Below are 24,112 nucleotides of genomic sequence, written 5' to 3' on the forward strand. Positions count from 1 at the left end.
ATGAAGTTCATCCTGGGCCTGGGCAAGGTCCTGACGGTGGTGTTCTGGTGGGTCGTGCTGGTCAATCTGTTCATGCCGCAGCCGCTGCCACTCAATCTTCTCATCAATGCGGCGGGCATCATCCTGCTGTCGCTGCATGTGCTTGAAATTCTCTTCTTCAACGGTAGCCTGCGCGGGCGCAGTCACCGTTGGTTCGACCGGTTGCAGATCCTGCTGACCGGCATTTTCCATGTCATGTCCATTCCCAGGCCGCAGGAGGCGCCGAGCCATGCGTAAACTGATTTTGCTGACCGCATTGGCGGCCCCCATGGCCCAGGCCGAAAGCCTCGATGTCGCCGCTCATTCCATGTTGCGCCTGCCGAACAAGGCGGCCAGCGTGCATCTGCAGCATTTGCGGGTAGCGGACTCGGGGACCTTGCTGCTGCCGGCCAGCCTGAGCGAGCTGAAGATCGACCGGCTCGAGTTGGGCCGCGATGCGCGTATCGCCATTGCGCCAGCCGAGGGGGCGCTGAGCATCGAGGTGGCCCGTGCCTCCCTGGGCGAGGGGAGCGAGTTCAGTGCTCCAGGTGCGCCCGGCACCTACGAGCGCAGTGCTCGCCCCGGCCGTGACCTGGAATTGCGATTGGCGGAATTGGAGGCTGATCGGTTGGCGATCGATGCTCGCGGGGGCGCGGGGGCGCCGGGGTATGTCGGGCTCGATGGCGCCAATGGCAAATCGGGTGGCTGCACCTGGGGGCAGGCCAGCCGTGGGGCCAATGGCGATGACGGTGGCAATGGGCACGATGGGGCATCGGGTGGGCGAGTTCGTCTCGCGGTGCCTGACGGTTTCCCGCATGAACGGATCGTGGTTCGTCTGGATGGCGGTGCGCCGGGCAAACCAGGGGCCGCAGGCCGGGCCGGGGTTGGCGGGGCGAGCAAGGGCTGCCTGGTCTACAGCACCGATGCTGGGGCCAATGGGCGGCCTGGGCGGGAGGGGCAGCCTGGTTTGGCGGGGGCTTCCGGAGAGTTGATCATTCAGCGGTTATGAGTGGGTTGGCTTGGGGTTTTGGGGTATTCCATTAGCGATGGACATGCTCACAAAACCCCAAAGCCACACGCTGACACCGAAGCCAAACCACCCCATCCCCAATGGTCTAGTCTGAAAAAGACCGGCACCGGCCCAATCCCAACCAAGAGCGCCCGGACCGGACAACCATTTGGAGTCCCCTGGGAGGTGCCCTCATGAGCCTGCTGCTTGAGCCATACACCCTGCGTCAGCTGACCCTGCCCAACCGCATTGCCGTTTCCCCCATGTGCCAGTACTCCGCCGTCGATGGCCTGGCCAACGACTGGCACCTGGTGCACCTGGGTAGTCGCGCCGTTGGTGGCGCGGGCCTGGTGATCAGCGAAGCCGTCGCCGTTACCGCCGATGGCCGTATCACCGCCGAGGACCTCGGCCTGTGGAATGACGACCAGATCCCACCGCTGCAGCGCATCACCCGCTTCATCACCGCTCAGGGGGCCGTGCCCGGTATCCAACTCGCCCATGCCGGGCGCAAGGCCAGCACCCACAGGCCCTGGCTGGGCAAGCAAGGCAGCGTAAAACCGGAGGAAGGGGGCTGGCAGCCAGTTGGGCCATCGAAGATCGCCTTCGATCCACAGCACACACCACCCCGCGAACTGACGACCGATGAAATCGCAGGTGTGGTCAACGCGTTCGTGGCAGCAACCGAGCGTGCCTTGAAGGCAGGCTTCAAGGTGGTCGAAATCCATGCCGCACATGGCTATCTGCTGCACCAATTCTTGTCACCGTTGAGCAACCAGCGCCGCGATGAGTACGGAAGCTGCTTCGAGAATCGCATTCGCCTGACCCTGCAAGTGGCCCAAGCCGTGCGCAAGGCCTGGCCAGAAGACCTACCGCTGTTCGTCCGGGTATCGGCCACCGATTGGGTCGAGGACGGCTGGAACCCGGATGAAACCGTAGAACTGGCCCGCCGCCTGCGGGCCTTGGGTGTCGATCTGATCGATGTGTCTTCGGGCGGTACCTCGGTCAATGCCGAGATCCCGACAGGCCCCGGCTACCAGACCCGCTTCGCCGAGCGTGTACGTAAGGAGTCGGAAATTGCCACCGGCACTGTCGGGATGATCACCGAGCCGGCCCAGGCCGAGCACATCCTGCGCACCGGCCAGGCCGATTTGATCTTCCTCGCCCGTGAATTGCTGCGTGACCCTTACTGGCCATTGCATGCCGACGATGATCTGGGCGGTAACAAGGCCACCTGGCCGGCTCAGTACCAGCGGGCGACCAACCGGGCGAACCCGATCCACGAGTCGGACCTGCGCGACTGACTCAAGCACAGGCTGCGCTTTCCGGAAATAGGCCGGCGGAACCGCGTTCCGGCCGGCCTTCGTCACAGCAGGTTCAATGCTTGAACATCACGTGGCGCACGCAGGTGTAGTCCTCCAGCCCGTACATCGACATATCCTTCCCGTAGCCGGAATGCTTCTGCCCGCCATGGGGCATTTCACTGACCAGCATGAAGTGGGTATTGACCCAGGTGCAGCCGTACTGCAGCCGAGCCGCCAGGCGGTGGGCCCGACCGGTGTCGCGGGTCCATACCGACGAGGCCAGGCCATACTCGGAATCGTTGGCCCACGCCAGCGCCTGGGCTTCATCGCTGAAGCGAGTGACCGAAACCACCGGGCCGAACACTTCGTGACGGACGATCTCGTCGTCCTGCAGGGCATCGGCGAGTACGGTCGGTTCGTAGAAGAAACCATCACCGGCAATGGCCTTGCCACCGGTGACCAGGCGGATGTGCGGTTGGGCGATGGCGCGCTGGACCAGGCCCGCCACCTTTTCGCGATGCTGGGCGCTGATCAGGGGGCCGAGTTCGGTGTCGGGGGCGTTCTGCAGGCCGGGCTTGAGGCTGGCCACCGCTTCGCCCAGGCGTTCGACGAAGCGCTCGTAGATGCCGCCCTGCACATACAGGCGGCAGGCAGCGGTGCAATCCTGGCCGGCATTGTAGAAGCCGAAGGTGCGGATACCCTCGATGGCGGCGTCGATATCCGCGTCGTCGAACACCAGGACCGGGGCCTTGCCGCCCAGCTCCATATGCATGCGTTTCACGCTGTCGGCGGTGGCACCGATGATGTGCGCGCCGGTGGGGATGGAGCCGGTCAGCGAGACCATGCGCACCTTGGGGTGGGTGACCAGCGGGTTGCCAACGCTCTGGCCGCGGCCGAAGAGAATGTTCAGGACGCCAGCCGGCATCAGGTCCTGAGCGAGCTCACCCAGGCGCAGGGCGGTCAGGGGGGTCATCTCCGATGGTTTGATCACCACGGTATTGCCGGCGGCCAGGGCCGGGGCGATCTTCCATGCCAGCATCATCAGTGGGTAGTTCCAGGGCGCGATGGACGCCACCACGCCCAATGGGTCGCGACGGACCATGGAGGTGTGGCCAGGCAGGTACTCGCCAGCCGCCGAACCACCCAGGCAACGCGCGGCACCGGCGAAATAGCGGAACACGTCGACAATGGCCGGGATCTCGTCGTTGAGCGCGGCGCTGTAGGGCTTGCCGCAGTTCTCCGATTCCAGTTTGGCCAGTTCCTCGCCATGGCGTTCGATCACCTCGGCGATGGCCAGCAACACGGCGGCGCGCTCTTTCGGCGTGGTCTGCGACCAACTGTCGAAGGCCTGGTCGGCGGCGCGCACGGCGGCGTCCACCTGCGCTTCGGTGGCCTCGTTGATCTGCGCCAGTGCGCTGCCCTTGGCCGGATCAAGCACGGTCCAGGCCGGCCCTTCGCCCTTCACAAGTTGGCCATTGATCAGCATTTGGGTTTGCATCGGGGACTCCTCCAGGGTCATTTGCCGCTGCCCGCGACGCTTTCACCGCCGCGGGTCAGGTAATAGGCGCCGAGAATCGGCAGCATGGTCACCAGCATCACCAGCATGGCGACCACGTTGGTCACCGGCACGTCACGCGGGCGGCTGAGCTGGTTGAGCAGCCAGATGGGCAGGGTGCGTTCGTGGCCGGCGGTGAAGGTGGTGACGATGATCTCGTCGAACGAGAGGGCGAAGGCCAGCATGCCGCCGGCCAGCAACGCCGAACCGAGGTTGGGCAGGATGACGTAGCGGAAGGTTTGCCAGCCGTCGGCACCCAGGTCCATCGACGCCTCGATCAGGCTCTGCGAAGTGCGCCGCAGGCGTGCGATGACGTTGTTGTAGACGATCACCACGCAGAATGTCGCATGCCCGACCACGATGGTGAACAGGCCAGGCTCGATGCCCAGGCGCTTGAAGGCCGACAGCAGGGCGATGCCAGTGATGATGCCGGGCAGGGCGATGGGCAGGATCAACATCAGCGAGATGCCTTCCTTGCCGAAAAAGCGGCGTCGGTACAGCGCCGCAGAGGCCAAGGTGCCCAGCACCAGGGCGATCAGCGTGGCCAGGCAGGCCACCTGCAGCGACAACTTGATCGCCTCCAGGACGTCGGGTCGGGCGAAGGCCACGCCGAACCACTTCAGGGTGAAGCCCTGGGGCGGAAAGCTGAAGGCCGCGTCCTCGGTGTTGAAGGCATAGAGCAGGATGATCAGGATCGGGAAGTGCAGGAACAGCAACCCGCCCCAGGCCGCCAGACGCAGGCCTGTCGAGGCTTTTTCAGAGTGCATCGAAGGCCCCCAGGCGTTTGACGATGGACAGGTACACGGCAATCAGCACGATCGGCACCAGGGTGAAGGCCGCAGCCATGGGCATGTTGCCGATCGCACCTTGCTGGGCGTAGACCATGCTGCCGATGAAGTAGCCGGGTGGGCCGATCAACTGCGGCACGATGAAGTCACCCAAGGTCAGGGAAAAGGTAAAGATCGATCCGGCGGCGATCCCCGGCACCGACAACGGCAGGATCACCTGCTGGAAGGTTTGGCGTGGCCTCGCACCGAGGTCGGCCGAGGCTTGCAGCAGCGAGGGCGGCAGGCGCTCCAGCGCGGCCTGGATCGGCAGGATCATGAACGGCAGCCAGATGTACACGAACACCAGGAAGCGCCCGAGGTGCGAGGTCGACAGGGTGCTGCCACCCACGCCGGGAACAGCGAGCACCAGTTGCAGCAGCCCCTCCAGGTGCAGGTGCTGGATAAACCACTGGGCCACGCCGCCTTTGGCCAGCAGCAGGGTCCAGGCGTAGGTCTTGACGATGTAGCTGGCCCACATCGGCATCATCACCGCGATATAGAAAAACGCCTTGGTGCGGCCGGTGGTGTAGCGTGCCATGTAGTAAGCGATGGGGAAGGCCAGCACGGCACTGGCAAGTGACACCGCCACGGCCATGGTCAGGGTACGCAGGATGATGTCGAAGTTCGCCGGGTTGAACAGTGCGGCGAAGTTGGCCAGGGTCAGGTCCGGCGTCACCGCCATGGTGAAGTCGTCGAAGGTATAGAAACCCTGCCACAACAGGTTCAGCAGCGAACCGAGGTAGATCGCGCCGAACCACAGCAATGGTGGAATCAGCAGCATCAGCAGGTACAGGTTGGGGCGTCGGTAGAGCACGTTGCTCAGGCGTCGCAGGGGCGAACGTGCCGGGTGCGCCGAGGCAAGGTTCATAGGACGCTTTCCTGCAATGCCGTCATTGCCTCTCGTGGCCAACGGGCATGTACGCGCTGGCCGGTTTGCCAGGTCGGCGCATGGGCCAGCCACTGGTCATTGGCCTGACTTACGGCCAGTACCTGGCCGTTGTCCAGCCTCACCTCGAAACGAGTGGCGCTGCCCTGGTACTGGATGTCGTGAAGTTCGCCGCTGACCTGCACCTCGTGAGCGGCGACCTGGCCGTCCAGACGAATGTGCTCGGGGCGGATGGAGAACGGCAGGGGGCTGCCGCTGAGCTGTTGGGCCAACTCGCCGCGCAGTACATTGGAGGTGCCGACGAACTCGGCGACGAACGTGGTCGCCGGCTGCATGTAGAGGTTGCGCGGTGAGTCGACCTGTTCGATGCGCCCACGGTTGAACACCGCGACCCGATCGGACATCGACAGCGCTTCGGTCTGGTCGTGGGTGACGAAAATGAAGGTGATGCCCAACTGGCGCTGCAGCTTCTTCAATTCGCCCTGCATCTGCTCGCGCAGCTTGAGGTCAAGGGCACCGAGCGGCTCGTCGAGGAGCAACACCCGCGGTCGGTTGACCAATGCCCGGGCCAGCGCGACGCGCTGGCGCTGGCCGCCGGAAAGCTGCGCGGGTTTGCGTTCGCCGTAGCCGCCTAATGCCACCATGGCCAGGGCTTCTTCTGCGCGGGCGTGGCGCTCGGGCTTGGCGACACCCTTGACCTTCAGGCCGTAGGCAACGTTGTCGCGCACGTTCATGTGCGGGAACAGCGCGTAGTCCTGGAATACCGTGTTGACGTCACGCTGGTAGGGCGGCAGGCCTGCGGCCTCGGCGCCATGGATGCGGATCGAGCCGCTGCTGGGCTGTTCGAAGCCGGCGATCAGGCGCAGGCAGGTGGTCTTGCCCGAGCCGGACGGGCCGAGCATGGAGAAGAACTCGCCATCCTGGATATCGATGCTGACCTGGTCGACGGCCTTGACGTCGCCGAAGGTGCGGGAAACCTGGGTGAACTGGACGGCTGGGGGCATGGTGCTACCTGATCGGTTGATGCGGGTTCATTCGGTGCTGGTTTGCCTGTAGGCGCTTCAGCCGCGATGCGGGTATCGCGGTGTCGGCACCCGCTGCGCGGGTGATCGCGGCTGAAGCCGCTCCTACAGGGGTCTTAACAGATCAAGGGTTGAGTCTTGAGCCATGACCGCTTGGCGAGCGTGGGCGCTCCTATCGGCCACCCATGATCGCGATGTAGTCCTGGGTCCAGCGGCTATAGGGCACGAACTTGCCCCCTTCGGCCTGCGGGGTCTTCCAGAAGGCGATCTTGTCGAAGTTGTCGAAGCCGTTGGTCTTGCAGCCCTCGGCCCCCAGCAGCTCGCTGCCAGTACAGGCCGCCGGCACCGCCGGCAACGAGCCGAACCAAGCCGCTACATCGCCCTGCACCTTCGGTTGCAGTGACCAGTCCATCCACTTGTAGGCGCAGTTGGGGTGCTTGGCCTCGCTGTGCAGCATGGTAGTGTCGGCCCAGCCGGTGGCGCCTTCCTTCGGCACCACCGAGGCCACCGGTTGTTTGTCAGCCTGCAGCCCGTTGACCATGTAGCCCCACGAGCTGGTGGCGACCACGCCCTCGTTCTTTACGTCGCTCATCTGCACCGTCGCATCGTGCCAATAGCGATGGATCAGTGGTTGTTGCTGGCGCAGCAGGTCGAGCACCGCCTTGTACTGTGTCTCGGTCAGCTCGTACGGGTTCTGGATGCCCAGTTCGGGCTTGGCGGACCTGAGGTAGAGCGCCGCGTCGGCGATGTAGATCGGCCCGTCGTAGGCCTGCACGCGGCCTTTGTTCGGCTTGCCGTCGGGCAACTGCTGTGGCTCGAACACCACGCTCCAGCTGGTGGGTGGTTGCTTGAACACGTTGGTGTTGTACAGCAGCACGTTCGGGCCCCACTGGTAGGGGGTCCCGTACACCTGGTCCTTGACCACGTACCAGGCACCGTTGTGCAGGCGTGGGTCGAGGTTCTTCCAGTTGGGGATCAGCGCGGTATTGATCGGTTGCACGCGCTTGCCAACGATCAGCCGCAACGAGGCGTCGCCCGAGGCAGTGACCAGGTCGTAGCCGCCCTTGGTCATCAGGCTGACCATCTCGTCGGAGGTGGCGGCTGTTTTTACGCTGACCTTGCAGCCGGTTTCCTTCTCAAAGCCGGTGACCCAGTCGTAGGCCTTGTCGCTTTCACCCCGCTCGATATAGCCCGGCCAGGCGATGATATCCAGCTGCCCTTCGCCGGCGCCGAGCTTTTCTGGCAATTGGGCGGCCTGCAGGCCGGCACTGGCCACTAGCGCGCCGAACAATACAGTCGTGTTCACTGACATGGTGTTCCCTCTTGCTGAGTCGCGTGGACGGGGGAGAGGACGAGGCCGGGCATTGTCCAGGCTTCGAAACAGGCGAAGAAATGCCGGGGCTGGCGAGGGTCGTTCATAGGCGGCCTTCTTGTGGTTCTGTTTGGCCAGATCGAGTCTAGTTCGTTTTTTGTCGACTTCCCGCGCAACATTCGGAAGCATTTGCACGGGTGGCGAAGCGGCTGCCCGGGCCTACTCTGGGGGCCTCTTTTCCTACAGCGGAGACATGCCAGATGAATACCCGAAGCCTGCTCGACCAACTGTTCAAATCGGGTCAGGAACTGCTCGGCAACCAGGCTGGCAAGGGCGCGCCCGGAAAGTCTGGGGGCAATGGCCTGGGCAGCCTGCTTTCCGGCGCCGGTGGCGGTGCGCTGGCGGCGGGCGCCATGGGCTTGCTGCTGGGCAGCAAGAAGGCGCGCAAGTATGGCGGCAAGGCCCTCACCTACGGTGGCCTCGCCGCGCTGGGCGTGCTGGCCTACAAGGCCTACGGCAACTGGCAGGCGCGCCAGGGGTCAGGCAACCACGAGCCACAGACGCTGGACCGCCTGCCGCCGGCCCAGGTCGAGCAGCACAGTCAGGCGGTGCTGCGTGCATTGGTGGCGGCGGCCAAGTCCGACGGCCACATCGACGAGCGTGAGCGGGCGTTGATCGAGGGGGAGTTCACCCGCCTGGACAGTAGCCAGGAGCTCCAGCACTGGTTGCATGCCGAGCTGAACAAGCCATTGGACCCGTCCGAAGTGGCCCGTGCCGCGCAAACGCCGGAAATGGCTGCCGAGATGTACCTGGCCAGCGTGATGATGGTCGATCAGGAGAACTTCATGGAGCGCGCCTACCTCGATGAATTGGCGCGACAGCTGCGTCTTGATCCGGCGCTGCGCCAGGAACTGGAAAACCAGGTCAGGCTTGCCGCAGGTCAATGAGCTGGCATTTGGCCAATTCGACAGGCATGGATGCCTGAATCTATCCGTATTCAGCCGCAAATGCGTAGGAAGCCTGGGCTATACTTTGGCGATTTTTCCCGCTCGTATCGAATTCCTGAGGGCTGAATGTGAAGAACTGGACCTTGCGCCAACGGATCCTGGCAAGTTTCGCCGTGATCATCGCCATCATGCTGCTGATGATCGTGGCCGCCTACTCGCGGCTGGTGGCGATCGAGTCCAGCGAAGAGGCAGTGGGGTCCGACAGCATTCCCGGTGTCTATTACAGCTCGATGATCCGCAGTGCCTGGGTCGACAGTTATGTCACCAGCCAGCAGCTGGTGGGGTTGTCGAACCACCGGGAATTGACCACGGCGGACATCGAGTTGTTCAAGAGCTTTAACGACCGCCTCAAGCAACACATGGCCAGCTACCAGGCGACCATTCGCGACAAGGATGACCAGGTGGCCTTCGATGATTTCACCAAGCTTGAAGAGGCCTATGTGAAAATCGTCGACCAGGTGCTGGAGACCTACCGGCAGAAAAACTATGCCGAGGCCCAGCGCCTGATCAATGAGGTGCTCACGCCGGCCTGGGTGGACGGGCGCAAGCACCTGAACGGGGTCATCGAACGCAACCGCGAAGCGGCCGATGCCGCCACCAACGATATCGTCAGCGCCGTGGCCACCGCCAAGGGCAGCATGATCGTCTCGCTGCTGCTGGCAATCATCGCTGCCGGCATCTGTGGCCTGCTGCTGTTGCGTGTGATCACCGCGCCCATGCAGCTTATCGTCCATGCCTTGGACAAACTGCGCTCGGGCGACCTGAGCATGCGCCTGAACCTGGACCGCAAGGACGAATTCGGCGCCATCGAGGGGGGCTTCAACGAGATGGCCGAGTCACTGGCCAACCTGGTGGCCCAGGCCCAGCGCTCGTCGGTACAGGTGACCACCTCGGTCACCGAAATCGCCGCCACCTCCAAGCAGCAACAGGCCACGGCCACCGAAACCGCGGCCACCACCACCGAAATCGGCGCGACTTCGCGGGAGATCGCCGCCACCTCGCGCGACCTGGTGCGCACCATGACCGAGGTCACTTCATCGGCCGACCAGGCCTCGAGCCTCGCCGGCTCCGGCCAGCAAGGCCTGGCCCGCATGGAGGAGACCATGCACCAGGTGATGGGCGCCGCCGACCTGGTCAATGCCAAGCTGGCGATCCTCAACGAGAAGGCCAGCAACATCAACCAGGTGGTAGTGACCATCGTCAAGGTCGCCGACCAGACCAACCTGCTGTCGCTCAACGCCGCCATCGAGGCGGAAAAAGCCGGCGAATACGGGCGTGGTTTCGCCGTGGTGGCCACCGAGGTGCGCCGCCTCGCCGATCAGACCGCCGTTGCCACCTACGACATCGAACAGATGGTGCGCGAAATCCAGTCGGCGGTCTCGGCCGGGGTGATGGGCATGGACAAGTTCTCCGAGGAAGTGCGCCGTGGCATGTTCGAGGTACAGCAGGTAGGCGAGCAATTGGGCCAGATCATTCATCAGGTCCAGGCCTTGGCCCCGCGGGTGTTGATGGTCAACGAAGGCATGCAGGCCCAGGCCACGGGCGCCGAACAGATCAACCAGGCCCTGGCCCAGCTCAGCGACGCCAGCACCCAGACCGTCGAGTCGCTGCGCCAAGCCAGCTTTGCCATCGACGAACTGAGCCAGGTGGCCACCGGCCTGCGTGGCGGTGTGTCGCGCTTCAAAGTCTGACGACGATGAACGACCTGCACCCCCGTGAAACGCGCCCGGCCGTTGGCAAGGGCGCACTCTACCTGCAGTTTCGCATTGCCGAGCAACGCTTTGCCCTCGACGTGCGCGAGGTGATCGAGGTGTTGCCGCGACGTGCGCTCAAACCTGTCGCCCAGGCGCCGTCCTGGGTCGTCGGTGTGCTTGCCCACCGGGGCGCGCTGATTCCAGTGATCGACCTGTCGGCCCTGAGCTTCGGTGTCGCGGCGCCCTTGCGCGGCAGCACGCGCCTGGTGCTGGTGCATTACCGCGCCGACCCGTTGCGCCCCAACCTGCAACTGGGGCTGGTGCTGGAGCAGGCCACCGATACCCTGCGCTGCCAGCCCGAGGAGTTCCAGCCCTATGGCCTGGATAACGCCGAGGCTCCTTATCTGGGGCCGGTGCGTCAGGACAGCCAGGGTTTGTTGCAACGCATCCGCGTCGATGACCTGCTCCCGCCCGCTGTGCGGGAGCTGCTGTATCCCGCCGAGAACGGGCAGGTGCCAGCATGAGCGAGCAACGCTTCTTCCGCTTCCTGCGCGAGCGTATCGGCCTGGATGTGGAGTCGGTGGGTGCTCCGATGATTGAGCGTGCCTTGCAGCAGCGCTGTGTCACGGTGCAGGTGGCGGACCTGGACGACTATTGGCTGCGCCTGCAGCAATCGGCCGAGGAGCAGCAAGCGCTGATCGAGGCGGTCATCGTCCCGGAAACCTGGTTCTTCCGCTATCCCGAATCCTTCGGTGCCTTGGTCGGTCTGGCTCATAAGCGGGTGGCCGAACTGGCCGGGACGCGGCCTTTGCGCATCCTCAGCCTGCCGTGCTCGACCGGTGAAGAGCCCTACTCGATCGCCATGGCCTTGCTGGACGGCGGCGTCAGCCCGGCCGCATTTCGCATCGATGGCATGGACATCAGCCCCAACTCCGTGGCCAAGGCGCTGCAGGGGGACTATGGCCGCAACTCGTTCCGTGGCAGTGACCTGGCGTTCCGTGAGCGGCATTTCAGTACGTTCGCAGAGCTGCACCGTATCAATGAGCGCGTGCGCCAACAGGTCAACCTGCAGGTGGGCAACGTGCTGGACCCTGCACTCAAGAGCCGAGAAGGCCTGTACGACTTCGTGTTCTGCCGCAACCTGCTGATCTATTTCGATGTGCCGACCCAGCAGCGGGTGTTCGAAGTGCTCAAGCACCTCACCCATGGCCAGGGGGTGTTGTTCATTGGGCCCGCCGAGGGCAGCCTGCTGGCGCGCCTGGGCATGCGGCCGCTGGGTATCGCTCAGTCGTTCGCCTATGTCCGTCAGGAACCCGCGCCGAGCGCTCCTGCGAGCCTGCCGCTGCCGGTTGCGCGGCCATTGGCGCCGCCACCGCCGAGAGTGGTCGCACTATCGGCTCGCACCGCCAGGCCGATTCCTGTCCCCACGCCAACCCTCGACCCCCATGAGAGCGAGGCCCAACTGCTGGGCATCATTGCCCGCCATGCCAACACCGGTGACAGCGAGCAGGCCAGGGCCAGCTGTGAGCGCTATCTTCGCCAGTACGCGCCCAAGGCGCAGGTCTACTACTGGCTGGGCTTGCTCAGTGACACCGAGGGCGATGCCACGCAGGCCATCACCCATTACCGCAAGGCCCTCTACCTGGAACCCCAGCACGCGGAAACCCTGGCACACCTGGCCGCGCTGCTGGCTTCGCAGGGCGACGAGGCGGGCGCACGGCGCTTGCAGGAACGCGCGGCCCGGGCGGGAAGGGAGTCTGAACGATGAGTGGCGGCTACCAGATGCACCTGATCGCTCGCGATGATGAAGTCATCGACGATTGCTGGAACCGCATCGGCGTGCACGGCGACAAGCAGTGCCCGTTGCTGGAGCGGCATGTTCATTGCCGCAATTGCGACGTGTATGCCACCGCGGCCACTCGCCTGCTGGATCGCTATGCGCTGATCGAGGGCGAGCAGGTCGAGGCGAGCGTCGTGGAGGAGGTCGCTGTCGGCCGTTCCATGCTGCTGTTCCGTCTGGGTGAGGAATGGCTGGCCCTGGCGACCGCGTGCCTGGCCGAGATCGCCCCGCAACAGCAGGTGCATTCGCTGCCGCACCAGCGTTCGCGGGTGCTGCAGGGTGTTGCCAACGTGCGCGGAGCACTGGTGCCTTGCCTGTCGCTGGCCGACCTGCTGGGCGTGCCGCCCGAGGCGACTGTCGAGCGCAATGGGCGGGTACTGCCGAGAATGCTGATTCTTGCGGCCGACGGTGGGCCGGTGGTGGTGCCGGTGGACGAGATCGACGGCATCCACCGACTTGATCCGGCCCGCCTGGAAACGGGCCGCGACACGGCGCACTTCACTGCCGCCGTCCTGCAATGGCGGGGGCGCAGCGTGCGTGTCCTGGACGAGCAACATCTACTGTCTGCCGTGAAGCGGAGCCTGTCATGACCCCGGAGCAAATGCGCGACGCATCGCTGCTCGAACTGTTCAGCCTGGAGGCCGAGGCCCAGACCCAGGTACTCAGCGCCGGCCTGATGGCACTGGAGCGCAACCCCGCCCAGCCGGACCAGCTGGAAGCCTGCATGCGTGCGGCCCATTCCCTCAAGGGCGCGGCGCGAATCGTCGGTATCGACGCCGGGGTCAGTGTGGCTCACGTCATGGAAGACTGCCTGGTGGCCGCCCAGGAAGGGCGTCTGGTGTTGCGTCCCGAGCATATCGACGCCTTGTTGCAGGGAACCGATCTGCTGATGCGCATCGCCACGCCAGGCGACCAGGGCAGCGGAGCCGCGGTCCCCGCGTTCCTGGTACAACTGGCCGGCCTGTTGGCGCCGACGACGGCTGTCGTGCCCCCGATGCTGCCACCTTTGCCGAGCTCACCTGTCGAACCTTCGCCGCCGGCGCCCGTTGCTCCGGTGCCGGAGCCTGTCGTCGACGCTGAACCTGTTGCCGCATCGAAGGCCGGCAAGCGAGCGGGCGATGGTGGTGAACGGGTCTTGCGGGTAACCGCCGACCGCTTGAACAGCCTGCTCGACCTGTCGAGCAAGTCACTGGTGGAGACCCAGCGCCTGAAACCGTATTTGGCCACCCTGCAGCGCCTCAAGCGCATGCATGGCCAGGGCATCCGCGCGCTGGACGGCCTGAAGACCCAGCTCGAAGGCAGCGGGCAGGGCCCGGAAGTGCTCGAGGCCCTGGCGCAGACCCAGCAGTTGCTGGCAGAAACCCAGCAGATCCTGTTACAGCAGGCCACCGACCTCGACGAATTCGGTTGGCAGGCCAGCCAGCGTGCACAACTGTTGTATGACACCGCGCTGGCCTGCCGCATGCGCCCCTTCGCCGACGTGCTGACCGGGCAGAGTCGCATGGTCCGTGACCTGGGGCGCTCGCTGGACAAACCGGTACGCCTGGCCGTCGAAGGCGAGAAGACCCAGGTCGACCGCGATGTGTTGGAAAAACTCGAAGCGCCGTTGACGCACTTGCTGCGCAATGCCGTCGACCACGGTATCGAGTTGCCCGAGCGGCGCCTGCTGGCGGGCAAACCGAGCGAAGGCACCGTGCGCCTGCGCGCCTCGCACCAGGCCGGCTTGCTGATTCTCGAGCTATCCGATGACGGTGCCGGTATCGACCTGGAACGCTTGCGCCAGAGCATCGTCGAGCGCGCGCTGTCGCCGGCCGAGACCGTGGCGCAGATGAGCGAGGCAGAGCTGCTGACGTTCCTGTTCCTGCCCGGCTTCAGCTTGCGCGATACCGTCACCGAGGTCTCCGGCCGTGGTGTCGGCCTGGATGCGGTGCAACACATGGTGCGCGAACTGCGTGGCTCGATCGAGCTGACCCAGGTGGCCGGCCAGGGCTGCTGCTTCCACCTGGAAGTACCACTGACCTTGTCGGTGGTGCGCAGCCTGGTGGTTGAGGTGGGCGGTGAAGCTTACGCCTTCCCGCTGGCCCACATCGAACGCACCCTCGACGTGCCGACCGAGGCCATCGTGCAGATCGAGGGGCGCCAGCATTTCTGGCACGAAGACCGCCATGTTGGCTTGGTGGCCGCCAGCCAGTTGCTCAACCGGCCTGCCGCCCAGGACCCGGGGCAGGGTTTGCGGGTAGTGGTGATCCGCGAGCGTGAGCAGCTCTATGGCGTGGCGGTGGAGCGCCTGATTGGTGAGCGCGTGCTGGTGGTGATGCCGCTCGATCCGCGCCTTGGCAAGGTCCAGGACATTTCCGCCGGGGCCTTGCTCGACGATGGTTCGGTCGTGCTGATCATCGATGTCGAAGATTTGCTGCGCTCGGTGGACAAGCTGCTCAGCACCGGCCGCCTGGAGCGTATCGAGCGCGGTGCCAAGGGCGGCAAGGGCGTGGCGCGCAAGCGCATTCTGGTGGTCGACGACTCGCTCACCGTGCGCGAGTTGCAGCGCAAGTTGCTGGGTAACCGGGGGTACGAAGTGGCCGTGGCGGTGGACGGCATGGACGGTTGGAACGCCCTGCGCAGTGATGACTTCGACCTGCTGATCACCGATATCGACATGCCGCGCATGGATGGCATCGAGCTGGTGACCCTGGTGCGCCGCGATCATCGCCTGCAATCCCTGCCGGTGATGGTGGTGTCCTACAAAGACCGCGAAGAGGATCGCCGCCGTGGACTGGATGCCGGCGCCGACTATTATCTGGCCAAGGCCAGCTTCCATGACGATGCGTTGCTGGATGCTGTCGTGGAGCTGATTGGAGGTGCGCAGGGATGAAGATCGCCATCGTCAACGACATGCCCTTGGCCGTGGAGGCCCTGCGCCGGGCGCTGGCGTTCGAGCCGGCGCACCAGGTGATCTGGGTCGCCGGCAATGGTGCCGAGGCGGTGCAGCGCTGTGCCGAGCAGACCCCGGACCTGATCCTCATGGACCTGATCATGCCGGTGATGGATGGCGTCGAGGCCACGCGTCGGATCATGGCCGAAACCCCTTGCGCCATCGTGATCGTCACCGTCGACCGCCAGCAGAACGTGCACCGGGTGTTCGAGGCCATGGGCCACGGCGCGCTCGATGTGGTCGATACCCCGGCGCTGGGCGCGGGGGATGCCCGGGAGGCCGCCGCGCCGCTGCTGCGCAAGATCCTCAATATCGGTTGGCTGATCGGGCAACAACGGCCCAGCGCTCCCCGCGCCGTTGCCGCGCCGATACGCGAGGCCTCCCAGCGCCGCGGCCTGGTGGCCATTGGCTCTTCGGCGGGCGGGCCGGCGGCGCTGGAAGTGCTGCTCAAGGGGCTGCCGCGCGAGTTCCCGGCGGCCATTGTGCTGGTACAGCATGTCGACCAGGTGTTCGCCGCCGGCATGGCCGAATGGCTCAGCAGCGCCTCGGGGCTGCCGGTGCGTTTGGCCCGGGAGGGCGAACCGCCGCAGCCGGGGCAGGTGCTGCTGGCCGGCACCAACCACCATATCCGCCTGCTGCAGAACGGCCAGCTGGCCTACACTGCCGAGCCGGTCAACGAAATCTACCGGCCTTCGATCGATGTGTTCTTCGAAAGCGTCGCGCGCTATTGGTCGGGCGACGCGGTGGGCGTGCTGCTCACCGGCATGGGCCGCGATGGCGCCCAGGGCCTGAAGCTGATGCGCCAGCAGGGCTTCCTGACCATCGCCCAGGATCAGCAGAGCAGCGCGGTGTACGGCATGCCCAAGGCGGCCGCGGCCATCGGCGCGGCCGTGGAAATTCGCCCGCTGGAGCGGATCGCCGGACGACTGATGGAAATCTTTTCGAAATGACGATATGTATTGAGTCACGCCGCCTGGCCGGTAGTGATCTGGTGACTAGGGATGAATGATCTACCAATCGAAGGTTTCACGACCATCAACGAAAGTGCGGCGATGGTCCTGCTGGTAGACGATCAGGCGATGATCGGCGAAGCGGTGCGCCGTGGGCTGGCCCACGAGGAGAACATCGACTTCCATTTCTGTGCCGACCCTCATCAGGCCGTGGCCCAAGCCATGCGTATCAAGCCCACGGTCATCCTCCAGGACCTGATCATGCCGGGCCTCGATGGCCTGACGCTGGTGCGTGAGTACCGCAACAACCCGGCCACTCAGGATATCCCGATCATCGTCCTGTCGACCAAGGAAGACCCGCTGGTCAAGAGTGCGGCGTTTGCCGCCGGGGCCAATGATTATCTGGTCAAGTTGCCTGACTCCATCGAGCTGGTGGCGCGTATCCGCTATCACTCGCGCTCCTATCTAACGTTGCTGCAGCGCGACGAGGCCTATCGTGCCTTGCGCGTCAGCCAGCAGCAGTTGCTCGACACCAACCTGATGTTGCAGCGGCTGATGAACTCCGATGGCCTGACCGGGCTGTCCAACCGCCGCCACTTCGATGAGTACCTGGAGCTGGAGTGGCGTCGGGCCATGCGTGAACAGCAGCAGTTGTCGCTGCTGATGGTCGACGTCGACTACTTCAAGGCATTCAATGACAGCTTTGGTCACTTGGCCGGCGACGAGGCCCTGCGTCAGGTGGCCGAGGCCATCCGTGGCTGCTGCTCGCGGCCCACCGACCTGCCGGCGCGTTATGGTGGCGAGGAGTTCGCCCTGGTGCTGCCCAACACTTCACCGGGCGGTGCGCGGTTGATAGCCGAGAAGCTGCGCCAGACCATCATGGGCCTGAACATTGCCCATACCGTGCCTGAAGCCGGTTCGCTGCTGACCGTGAGCATTGGCGTGGCGACATTGACGCCGAGTGTCGGCAGCCACTGCCGGCAACTGATCTCGGCGGCGGACACCGGGTTGTACAAGGCCAAGAACAGTGGGCGTAACCAAGTGGGTGTCGCATAAGCCATTTTCCACAGGGGCATGGGCATCCTCAAACGTGCACTTTCCCCTGTAGAAGCCGGCTTGCCGGCGAGAGGCCGGATCAGCCAGTACATAATTAACGGCAACTTCCGGGTATCTGTTTTATAGATCTTGATCTTGCTTCTAAGTGCGCGATAGTTCAGGCGCCGCCATATGCGACGTCAGGAGGCCGGAGTGAGGGAACCCCGGAGCGAAGCGTAGGGGCCGTATGAATGGAGCCAGCGGTTTTTGCCTTCTTTTGCCCGCGTACAAAATAAGGTCGCCGTAAAGGCGAAAAGGTAAGTTGGCGCCTCCATCGTGAATGGATATGTTCACGAATTTCAATGCCAATACTCTGAAACTCAAAGTCAATGCTAAGTGGGTATCCATAGTTATGCGCATATCCATTTGCGATAGCGACTCGAAGTCACCTTTCCGCCCTTACGGCAAAGCCGTGCGCTCCATCATACGGCCCCTACGCTACGCTTCGGGGTCCCTTCGCTCCGGCGCCTTCCGGGCCCGCGCGGCCTACGACTTGCTGCGCAAGTCTACATCTCGCGCCTTCGGCTAACGCCGAAGGGTGCTGCGCACCTGGCCCTCCAGACGCCTGCGCTCAGCCTCCTGAAGTCGCGAAGTTACGGGCGGCGCCTGGGCGGGCGCAGCTGTCGCTAGCTGGCGGGGTGGTTTACCTCCTGCTTACCAAAGCCAGAGGGGTTTTAGGATTCCCGGCATACAGGCCGGCAACATCGGCTAGTCGATCAGTGAAGGCAGCGGTGAACATGGGTTTTACAGTGGCTAAGAACAGCGAAGACAACCAGATGGGCATGGGTTGAACATGCCCACCTGATCAATAGTTCAGCGTTGAACAGCCTGGTCTGCGGCGTTATACCTGAAAGGATAACCCCTCACCTGGCCAAGATCCAAAGCGATGATGGGTACCCAGAGATTGGTTCTGTCTTTGTACTTTTGCTGGAACGCCCTGGCATCATTGAGAGAAGTCGTGCTGTTGGTGCGGTAAAAGAAGGCTTCGATAGGCAATTGGGTACCGATCTCGCCTGAGCGTTTGGTTGTGGGGGGGAGGGGTTCATCCGGTCGTACCCACATGGCCGCCATCATTTCATTCCAAGGTGCCCTGACCCTGTCTCTGATATCGGCCGGTGGATTGTTGCGCACTTGATAGCTTACCGCGAACTGATTGGCGTCTCGGGTGCTAAGGGAACATTGAAATGAGTTGTGGTTTATGGTTCTGACATGGTTGTACCAGCCTTGAACGGTCGTTGCACCCTGGTCGACGCATGAGCTCGGGTCTGATCCAGGCAAAGCCCTTGTTCTCAAGCCGCAACCTGCTACGCGGCGTTCTCCAGCGAACGTCCAGCCGTCATAAGCATAAATGCACAAGAAATCGATGGCTCTACCTTGGGCATAGGCCTCTCTTTGAGGGAAGAAGATGAAGCCAGCATTTCGATAAAAATTGGTAACGTTGGAGTCGAGTCTGAAGTAGGAGAATGAAATCCCTCCTAGGTTTCTCGCAGTTGGGCTGGGTATCCAAGGATCAAAGTCGCCGTTATCCACTGAACGGATAATAATGCCGTTGCAGTAGTAGGCGGGGTAATCGCTTCTTTGGGCGTAGGTACACCGGTTTACAGTATTGCGGTAACGCGTGTTAAGTCTGGAGGCGACGTCACCTCCGCTGGTGACCACAACAGAGATTGTCCGGGGCCGTGAAAAGCGAAGCGAATTGTTAGCTCGACCGATTGCGACAGTCACATCAGCCGAGCGGCCGATATAGTTTGCCAGTTCGCGCACAGGGATGGTGAGGGCGATCGGACCTGAGCCTTGCGCTGTTAGTGGTCTAGAGATAAAGGTGGTTTGCCGTGACCCCTGTGGTGCCAGGCTTACAGTTACCGTATCACCACTGCGCAGTCGAGGGTTCCGGTAGTTGATCGCGGCGAACTGCCCAACCCTGCTGATGTTGACTCGGCTCCCAATGGTGAGGCGCCGTATTTCTGTAAACTCTTGCGTCTCGGCGGCTGTATCCCCTGAAGGGGGTAGGGGGTTATCGGCTGAAGCGTCCTCGATGATTGCCAATGGAGGGTCTTCTATTTCCAATTCCGGCTCATTCATTTCTGCCTGGCCAGGGATGGTGAGATCAGTTGCCGTTGGCTCAATGATGACTAACCCGCCTCCATTTTGCGGTGGTTTTGATGGGACCTGCGCGTATCCCGCACAAGGCCATGCCGAAATCAGAACAAGTAATGCAAGCCACGACACGCGGGTATGCGCGAGGGGAGCGTCGGTGGTAAACATGTGTGTGTCCTCGTTGTTTAAGGGCTACGCACAAGTAAGTCGTAATTGGTAATTTTGCGAAACTGACAGAATTATCAGGTCGGCGCATGACGCGCTGAGTGGAGCGCTGTTTACCGCCCGGCGGGTCTGCCGCCAGCCCGCAGACTCGGTTATACTCGCGGGCTTTTCACAGAATTCGCACGAGAGCTGCCCGCCCATGGAAATCCAACCGATCCTGAACACCATCAAGGACCTCACCGAGCGTTCCCAGTCCATTCGGGGGTATCTTTGACTACGATCACAAACATGATCGTCTGGTCGAAGTAAACCGCGAGCTGGAAGACGCCGCTGTCTGGAACAAGCCCGAGTACGCCCAGGCCCTGGGCCGCGAACGCGCCATGCTGGCGCAGGTGGTCGAGACCCTCGATAAACTGGCCAACGGCCTGAGCGACTGCAAGGACCTGCTCGACATGGCTGTCGAGGAGGGCGATGAAGGGGCTGTCAGCGATGTCGAGACCGAGCTGCAAGGGCTTGAGGAATCCCTCGCCCAGCTCGAGTTCCGTCGCATGTTCAGCGGCGAGATGGACATGAACAACGCCTATCTCGACATCCAGGCCGGCTCTGGCGGTACAGAAGCCCAGGACTGGGCCAACATCCTGCTGCGCATGTACCTGCGCTGGGCCGACAAGCGCGGCTTCGACGCCACCATCATCGAACTCTCCGAAGGTGAAGTCGCCGGCATCAAGGGCGCCACCGTGCACATCAAGGGTGAGTACGCCTTCGGTTGGCTGCGCACCGAGATCGGCGTGCACCGCCTGGTGCGCAAGAGCCCGTTCGACTCCGGCGCCCGTCGCCACACCTCGTTCTCGGCGGTGTTCGTCTCGCCCGAGATCGACGACAAGGTCGAGATCGAGATCAACCCGTCCGACCTGCGCATCGACACCTACCGCTCCTCCGGCGCCGGTGGCCAGCACGTGAACACCACCGACTCGGCGGTACGTATCACCCACGTGCCTACCAACACCGTGGTGGCCTGCCAGAACGAACGCTCCCAGCACGCCAACAAGGATACCGCCATGAAAATGCTGCGGGCCAAGTTGTACGAGCTGGAAATGCAAAAGCGCAATGCCGCCTCGCAGGCGCTGGAAGACAGCAAGTCGGACATCGGCTGGGGTCACCAGATCCGTTCGTACGTCCTTGATGATTCGCGCATCAAGGACCTGCGTACCGGCGTCGAGCGCAGCGACTGCCAGAAGGTCCTGGACGGCGACCTCGACCAGTATCTCGAAGCGAGCCTCAAGCAGGGGCTGTAATCCGCACACCACCGCCACGATACGAGGCCGTCGGCCCGTATCGCGTGCCCTGCCCGACAGGGGCAACGAACACCTGATGGAAAGAATGACGACATGAGCGACCTCAAGACCGAAGCGCAAGACCTGCAACAGGAAGAAAACGCCCTGATCGCCCTGCGCAAGGAAAAACTTGCCGCCGAGCGCGCGAAGGGCAACGCCTTCCCCAACGACTTCCGCCGTGACAGCTACTGCAACGACCTGCAGAAACAGTACGCGGACAAGACCAAGGAAGAGCTGGAAGCAGCCGCCATCCCGGTCAAGGTCGCCGGTCGCATCATGCTCAACCGTGGCTCGTTCATGGTCATCCAGGACATGACCGGCCGCATCCAGGTCTACGTCAACCGCAAGACCCTGTCGGAAGACACCCTCGCGGCGGTCAAGACCTGGGACCTGGGCGACATCATCAGCGCCGAAGGCACCCTGGCCCGCTCCGGCAAGGGCGACCTGTACGTCGAAATGACCAACGTGCGCCTGCTGACCAAGTCGCTGCGCCCGCTGCCGGACAAGCACCACGGCCTGACCGACACCGAGCAGCGCTACCGCCAGCGCTACGTCGACCTGATGGTCAACGAGGAAACCCGCCACACCTTCCGCGTGCGTTCGCAGGTGATCTCGCACATCCGCAAGTTCCTCATCGAGCGTGACTTCCTCGAAGTCGAAACCCCGATGCTGCAGACCATCCCGGGTGGTGCCGCGGCCAAGCCGTTCGAAACCCACCACAACGCCCTGGACATGGCCATGTTCCTGCGCATCGCGCCGGAGCTGTACCTCAAGCGCCTGGTGGTTGGCGGCTTCGAGAAGGTGTTCGAGATCAACCGCAACTTCCGTAACGAAGGTGTCTCGACGCGTCACAACCCTGAATTCACCATGCTCGAGTTCTACCAGGCCTACGCCGACTACCGCGACAACATGGACCTCACCGAGGAACTGTTCCGCGAGCTGGCGCAGCTGGTGCTGGGCAGCACCGACGTACCCTACGGCGACAAGGTGTTCCACTTCGGCGAGCCATTCGTGCGCCTGTCGGTGTTCGACTCGATCCTCAAGTACAACCCGGAGCTCACCGCCGCCGACCTGCAGGACGTCGACCGTGCCCGCGCGATCGCCAAGAAAGCCGGCGCCAAGGTGCTGGGCCACGAAGGGCTGGGCAAGCTGCAGGTGATGATTTTCGAAGAGCTGGTCGAGCACAAGCTGGAGCAGCCGCACTTCATCACCGAGTACCCGTTCGAAGTCTCGCCACTGGCCCGTCGCAACGACGACAACCCGGCCGTGACCGACCGCTTCGAGCTGTTCATCGGTGGCCGCGAGATCGCCAACGCCTACTCCGAGCTCAATGACGCCGAAGACCAGGCTGAGCGTTTCCTCGCCCAGGTTGCCGAGAAAGACGCCGGCGACGACGAGGCCATGCACTACGACGCCGACTTCGTCCGTGCGCTGGAATACGGCATGCCGCCGACTGCCGGTGAGGGCATCGGTATCGACCGTCTGGTGATGCTGCTGACCAACTCGCCGTCGATCCGCGACGTGATCCTGTTCCCGCACATGCGTCCACAGGCCTGAGCGATGTGAACAAGCCGCCTTTCGAGGCGGCTTTTTCTTGCCTGAAGCTTTATGTTGTTTGTACTGGCCCTATCGCGGCTGAAGCCGCTCCTACAGGTATCCGCTGTCCTGTAGGAGCGGCTTCAGCCGCGATAGGGCCGGCACAGGCAGCAGATGACTCGAACTATGAGGTACCGCCCCGTGACACCCGCCATGCCCCACCAAGGCGCCGCCGGCATCGCCACCGCCGTCGCCGAGAGTGTGCAGTACCAGGGCCGCAAGACCGCCCGCCAAGGCAGCGAGCAACGCCGCCAGCAGATCCTCGACGCCGCCATGCGTATTGTCGTGCGCGATGGCGTGCGTGGCGTGCGCCACCGCGCGGTGGCCGCCGAGGCAGGCGTGCCGCTGTCGGCCACCACCTACTACTTCAAGGATATCCAGGACCTGCTGGCCGACACCTTCGCCCAGTACGTCGAGCGCAGCGCGGCCTACATGGCCAAGCTGTGGACCACCACCGAAGGCGTGCTGCGCCAGTTGCTGGCCCAGGGCGACGGCACGCCCGGGGCCCGGGCGCATCTGGCCGACGAAGTGGCGCGCATGCTGGCCGATTACGTCCTGCGTCAGCTCAACAACCGCCGCGACTTCCTCATGGCCGAACAGGCCTTCCGCCAGGAGGCGCTGCTGTGCCCACGGCTGGCAGAACTGGTGCAGGCCCACGAGCAGATTCTGCTACATGGCGCGCGGCAGATTCTCCAGGTGGTCGGCTCGCGCCAGCCCGAGCAGGACGCCCAGATGTTGACGGCGATAATCGAGCAGATGGAATATCAGGGCCTGCTCAAGGCTGCGGATGCGCCGGCCGATGAGCAGATGCTCGCTATCCTTGTCCGATACCTGCAGATGGTGCTGGCATCGGCCTGAGCGACGCACGAATTTCCAAGGAGAAGCGGATGAAAGCCTGGCGTGTGGTGTTGTTGACGGTGTCATTCCTCCTGCTGGGCGGTTGTCTGGTGACCTTCGACGAACCGCTTCCGAGTAACCAGGCTGCGCCCAAGGCCCTGCTTGGCCAGTGGAGCAGCAAGGATGCCTGGGGCCAGCCGCTGAAGCTGAGCATCAGCCGCGCGGGTGGCAACACCTACAAGGCCGTGGCACGTGCTCAGGGCAAGCCGCCCGAGGAGTACGCCTTCACCGTGGCCCGTCACGGCAACCGCTGGTACCTGTCGGCGGGCGTGCCCAAGCGCTTGGGTGGCCGCTTCCTGATCGGCGGTTTCGAGGTGGTCGATGGCAAGCAACTGGTGCTCTACAACCTTGATGTCGAGCAGGTACAGCAGGCGGTGGACAACAAGGAACTGAGCGGGCGCAGCACAGAGGTACCGGAGGACAACGGCCCTGGCGTGCTGATCGACAGCCCATCGGAGCGGGTCCTGGCCTATCTGGACGACCCGGCCAACTCCGACCTGTTCGTCGAAGTGGCACGCTTTGAGCACGTGGCTAAATAGCATGGGCTGTTCGCCGACAAACCGGCTTCCATGGCC

At 63.6% G+C, this 24,112-nt stretch carries 21 protein-coding genes; 15 read left to right on the top strand and 6 right to left on the bottom strand.

From position 1 onward, the window contains the following. The 3 genes from IM733_RS25160 to IM733_RS25170 all read left to right on the top strand — a co-directional run bounded on the left by IM733_RS25160 (window position 1) and on the right by IM733_RS25170 (window position 2,328). The gene (locus IM733_RS25160; protein ID WP_248918942.1) at window positions 1–276 is read left to right on the top strand and encodes a DUF1145 domain-containing protein; all 276 of its coding nucleotides are present in this window, start codon (window positions 1–3) and stop codon (window positions 274–276) included. Beyond that, window positions 269–1,027: a collagen-like protein gene (locus IM733_RS25165; RefSeq protein ID WP_248918943.1), complete on the top strand. Its 759-nt coding sequence runs from the start codon at window positions 269–271 to the stop codon at window positions 1,025–1,027. Before IM733_RS25160 ends, IM733_RS25165 begins: the two co-directional genes overlap by 8 nt. 194 nt (window positions 1,028–1,221) lie before the next feature. Further along, complete coding sequence (locus IM733_RS25170; RefSeq protein ID WP_248918944.1) at window positions 1,222–2,328, top strand: NADH:flavin oxidoreductase/NADH oxidase; 1,107 nt, start codon at window positions 1,222–1,224, stop codon at window positions 2,326–2,328. A gap of 73 nt (window positions 2,329–2,401) precedes the next feature. Here IM733_RS25170 and IM733_RS25175 read toward each other — a convergent pair whose 3' ends face one another. The 5 genes from IM733_RS25175 to ydcS form a co-directional block, all read right to left on the bottom strand. After that, window positions 2,402–3,826, bottom strand: a complete 1,425-nt coding sequence (locus IM733_RS25175) for a gamma-aminobutyraldehyde dehydrogenase (protein WP_248918945.1) — start codon at window positions 3,824–3,826, stop codon at window positions 2,402–2,404. A gap of 17 nt (window positions 3,827–3,843) precedes the next feature. Beyond that, window positions 3,844–4,650 (bottom strand): ABC transporter permease, encoded by an 807-nt coding sequence (locus IM733_RS25180; RefSeq protein WP_248918946.1) that lies wholly within the window; start codon window positions 4,648–4,650, stop codon window positions 3,844–3,846. Next, a complete protein-coding gene (locus tag IM733_RS25185) occupies window positions 4,640–5,578 on the bottom strand; it encodes an ABC transporter permease (protein WP_248918947.1) in 939 nt (312 codons plus the stop codon). The genes IM733_RS25180 and IM733_RS25185 overlap by 11 nt, the downstream gene beginning before the upstream one ends. Further along, window positions 5,575–6,600, bottom strand: coding sequence for an ABC transporter ATP-binding protein (locus IM733_RS25190; protein ID WP_248918948.1), 1,026 nt, complete (start codon window positions 6,598–6,600; stop codon window positions 5,575–5,577). Before IM733_RS25190 ends, IM733_RS25185 begins: the two co-directional genes overlap by 4 nt. A 190-nt stretch (window positions 6,601–6,790) precedes the next feature. Continuing rightward, complete coding sequence (ydcS, locus tag IM733_RS25195) at window positions 6,791–7,930, bottom strand: putative ABC transporter substrate-binding protein YdcS (protein WP_248918949.1); 1,140 nt, start codon at window positions 7,928–7,930, stop codon at window positions 6,791–6,793. Window positions 7,931–8,190: 260 nt separating this feature from the next. On the opposite strand from ydcS, the gene IM733_RS25200 reads away from it, so the two are divergent. The 8 genes from IM733_RS25200 (at window position 8,191) to IM733_RS25235 (ending at window position 17,409) form a co-directional block, all read left to right on the top strand. Continuing rightward, window positions 8,191–8,877 carry a tellurite resistance TerB family protein gene (locus IM733_RS25200; protein WP_248918950.1) on the top strand — a complete coding sequence of 229 codons (687 nt, stop codon included), beginning with the start codon at window positions 8,191–8,193 and terminating at the stop codon, window positions 8,875–8,877. Between the two features lie 128 nt (window positions 8,878–9,005). Further along, window positions 9,006–10,628, top strand: a complete 1,623-nt coding sequence (locus tag IM733_RS25205; RefSeq protein WP_248918951.1) for a methyl-accepting chemotaxis protein — start codon at window positions 9,006–9,008, stop codon at window positions 10,626–10,628. Window positions 10,629–10,633: 5 nt separating this feature from the next. After that, window positions 10,634–11,155, top strand: coding sequence for a chemotaxis protein CheW (locus IM733_RS25210; protein WP_248918952.1), 522 nt, complete (start codon window positions 10,634–10,636; stop codon window positions 11,153–11,155). After that, complete coding sequence (locus IM733_RS25215; protein ID WP_248918953.1) at window positions 11,152–12,399, top strand: CheR family methyltransferase; 1,248 nt, start codon at window positions 11,152–11,154, stop codon at window positions 12,397–12,399. The genes IM733_RS25210 and IM733_RS25215 overlap by 4 nt, the downstream gene beginning before the upstream one ends. Continuing rightward, window positions 12,396–13,061 carry a chemotaxis protein CheW gene (locus tag IM733_RS25220; RefSeq protein ID WP_248918954.1) on the top strand — a complete coding sequence of 222 codons (666 nt, stop codon included), beginning with the start codon at window positions 12,396–12,398 and terminating at the stop codon, window positions 13,059–13,061. The genes IM733_RS25215 and IM733_RS25220 overlap by 4 nt, the downstream gene beginning before the upstream one ends. Continuing rightward, window positions 13,058–15,343 carry a hybrid sensor histidine kinase/response regulator gene (locus IM733_RS25225; protein ID WP_248918955.1) on the top strand — a complete coding sequence of 762 codons (2,286 nt, stop codon included), beginning with the start codon at window positions 13,058–13,060 and terminating at the stop codon, window positions 15,341–15,343. Before IM733_RS25220 ends, IM733_RS25225 begins: the two co-directional genes overlap by 4 nt. Next, window positions 15,340–16,353, top strand: a complete 1,014-nt coding sequence (locus IM733_RS25230) for a chemotaxis response regulator protein-glutamate methylesterase (RefSeq protein WP_248918956.1) — start codon at window positions 15,340–15,342, stop codon at window positions 16,351–16,353. Before IM733_RS25225 ends, IM733_RS25230 begins: the two co-directional genes overlap by 4 nt. A 51-nt stretch (window positions 16,354–16,404) precedes the next feature. Continuing rightward, complete coding sequence (locus IM733_RS25235) at window positions 16,405–17,409, top strand: response regulator (protein WP_011532561.1); 1,005 nt, start codon at window positions 16,405–16,407, stop codon at window positions 17,407–17,409. An 852-nt stretch (window positions 17,410–18,261) separates the two neighbouring features. Here the strand turns inward: IM733_RS25235 and IM733_RS25240 are convergent. Continuing rightward, window positions 18,262–19,713: a hypothetical protein gene (locus tag IM733_RS25240; protein WP_248918957.1), complete on the bottom strand. Its 1,452-nt coding sequence runs from the start codon at window positions 19,711–19,713 to the stop codon at window positions 18,262–18,264. Between the two features lie 196 nt (window positions 19,714–19,909). Between IM733_RS25240 and prfB the strand changes: the two genes are divergently transcribed. The 4 genes from prfB (at window position 19,910) to IM733_RS25260 (ending at window position 24,076) form a co-directional block, all read left to right on the top strand. After that, window positions 19,910–21,005, top strand: a protein-coding gene (gene prfB, locus IM733_RS25245; RefSeq protein ID WP_248918958.1) for a peptide chain release factor 2 whose coding sequence is annotated in 2 segments (ribosomal slippage) — window positions 19,910–19,981 and window positions 19,983–21,005 — 1,095 coding nt in all. Because the reading frame shifts where the segments join, the coding sequence is not laid out codon by codon here. A 93-nt stretch (window positions 21,006–21,098) separates the two neighbouring features. Further along, window positions 21,099–22,601: a lysine--tRNA ligase gene (gene lysS, locus IM733_RS25250; protein WP_248918959.1), complete on the top strand. Its 1,503-nt coding sequence runs from the start codon at window positions 21,099–21,101 to the stop codon at window positions 22,599–22,601. A gap of 192 nt (window positions 22,602–22,793) precedes the next feature. Further along, the gene (locus tag IM733_RS25255; protein WP_248918960.1) at window positions 22,794–23,498 is read left to right on the top strand and encodes a TetR/AcrR family transcriptional regulator; all 705 of its coding nucleotides are present in this window, start codon (window positions 22,794–22,796) and stop codon (window positions 23,496–23,498) included. A 29-nt stretch (window positions 23,499–23,527) separates the two neighbouring features. After that, window positions 23,528–24,076, top strand: coding sequence for a hypothetical protein (locus tag IM733_RS25260; RefSeq protein WP_248918961.1), 549 nt, complete (start codon window positions 23,528–23,530; stop codon window positions 24,074–24,076). Window positions 24,077–24,112 lie beyond the last annotated feature (36 nt).

Origin of the sequence: Pseudomonas entomophila, assembly GCF_023277925.1 — a bacterium.
Lineage (GTDB): Bacteria > Pseudomonadota > Gammaproteobacteria > Pseudomonadales > Pseudomonadaceae > Aquipseudomonas > Aquipseudomonas entomophila_D.

What these genes read in the sequence shown, in the direction of transcription:
- IM733_RS25160 (WP_248918942.1), top strand. Translation starts at nt 1, where the DNA reads ATGAAGTTCATCCTGGGCCTGGGCAAGGTCCTGACGGTGGTGTTCTGG.
- IM733_RS25165 (WP_248918943.1), top strand. Translation starts at nt 269, where the DNA reads ATGCGTAAACTGATTTTGCTGACCGCATTGGCGGCCCCCATGGCCCAG.
- IM733_RS25170 (WP_248918944.1), top strand. Translation starts at nt 1,222, where the DNA reads ATGAGCCTGCTGCTTGAGCCATACACCCTGCGTCAGCTGACCCTGCCC.
- IM733_RS25175 (WP_248918945.1), bottom strand. Translation starts at nt 3,826, where the DNA reads ATGCAAACCCAAATGCTGATCAATGGCCAACTTGTGAAGGGCGAAGGG.
- IM733_RS25180 (WP_248918946.1), bottom strand. Translation starts at nt 4,650, where the DNA reads ATGCACTCTGAAAAAGCCTCGACAGGCCTGCGTCTGGCGGCCTGGGGC.
- IM733_RS25185 (WP_248918947.1), bottom strand. Translation starts at nt 5,578, where the DNA reads ATGAACCTTGCCTCGGCGCACCCGGCACGTTCGCCCCTGCGACGCCTG.
- IM733_RS25190 (WP_248918948.1), bottom strand. Translation starts at nt 6,600, where the DNA reads ATGCCCCCAGCCGTCCAGTTCACCCAGGTTTCCCGCACCTTCGGCGAC.
- ydcS (WP_248918949.1), bottom strand. Translation starts at nt 7,930, where the DNA reads ATGTCAGTGAACACGACTGTATTGTTCGGCGCGCTAGTGGCCAGTGCC.
- IM733_RS25200 (WP_248918950.1), top strand. Translation starts at nt 8,191, where the DNA reads ATGAATACCCGAAGCCTGCTCGACCAACTGTTCAAATCGGGTCAGGAA.
- IM733_RS25210 (WP_248918952.1), top strand. Translation starts at nt 10,634, where the DNA reads ATGAACGACCTGCACCCCCGTGAAACGCGCCCGGCCGTTGGCAAGGGC.
- IM733_RS25215 (WP_248918953.1), top strand. Translation starts at nt 11,152, where the DNA reads ATGAGCGAGCAACGCTTCTTCCGCTTCCTGCGCGAGCGTATCGGCCTG.
- IM733_RS25220 (WP_248918954.1), top strand. Translation starts at nt 12,396, where the DNA reads ATGAGTGGCGGCTACCAGATGCACCTGATCGCTCGCGATGATGAAGTC.
- IM733_RS25225 (WP_248918955.1), top strand. Translation starts at nt 13,058, where the DNA reads ATGACCCCGGAGCAAATGCGCGACGCATCGCTGCTCGAACTGTTCAGC.
- IM733_RS25230 (WP_248918956.1), top strand. Translation starts at nt 15,340, where the DNA reads ATGAAGATCGCCATCGTCAACGACATGCCCTTGGCCGTGGAGGCCCTG.
- IM733_RS25235 (WP_011532561.1), top strand. Translation starts at nt 16,405, where the DNA reads ATGAATGATCTACCAATCGAAGGTTTCACGACCATCAACGAAAGTGCG.
- IM733_RS25240 (WP_248918957.1), bottom strand. Translation starts at nt 19,713, where the DNA reads ATGTTTACCACCGACGCTCCCCTCGCGCATACCCGCGTGTCGTGGCTT.
- lysS (WP_248918959.1), top strand. Translation starts at nt 21,099, where the DNA reads ATGAGCGACCTCAAGACCGAAGCGCAAGACCTGCAACAGGAAGAAAAC.
- IM733_RS25255 (WP_248918960.1), top strand. Translation starts at nt 22,794, where the DNA reads ATGCCCCACCAAGGCGCCGCCGGCATCGCCACCGCCGTCGCCGAGAGT.
- IM733_RS25260 (WP_248918961.1), top strand. Translation starts at nt 23,528, where the DNA reads ATGAAAGCCTGGCGTGTGGTGTTGTTGACGGTGTCATTCCTCCTGCTG.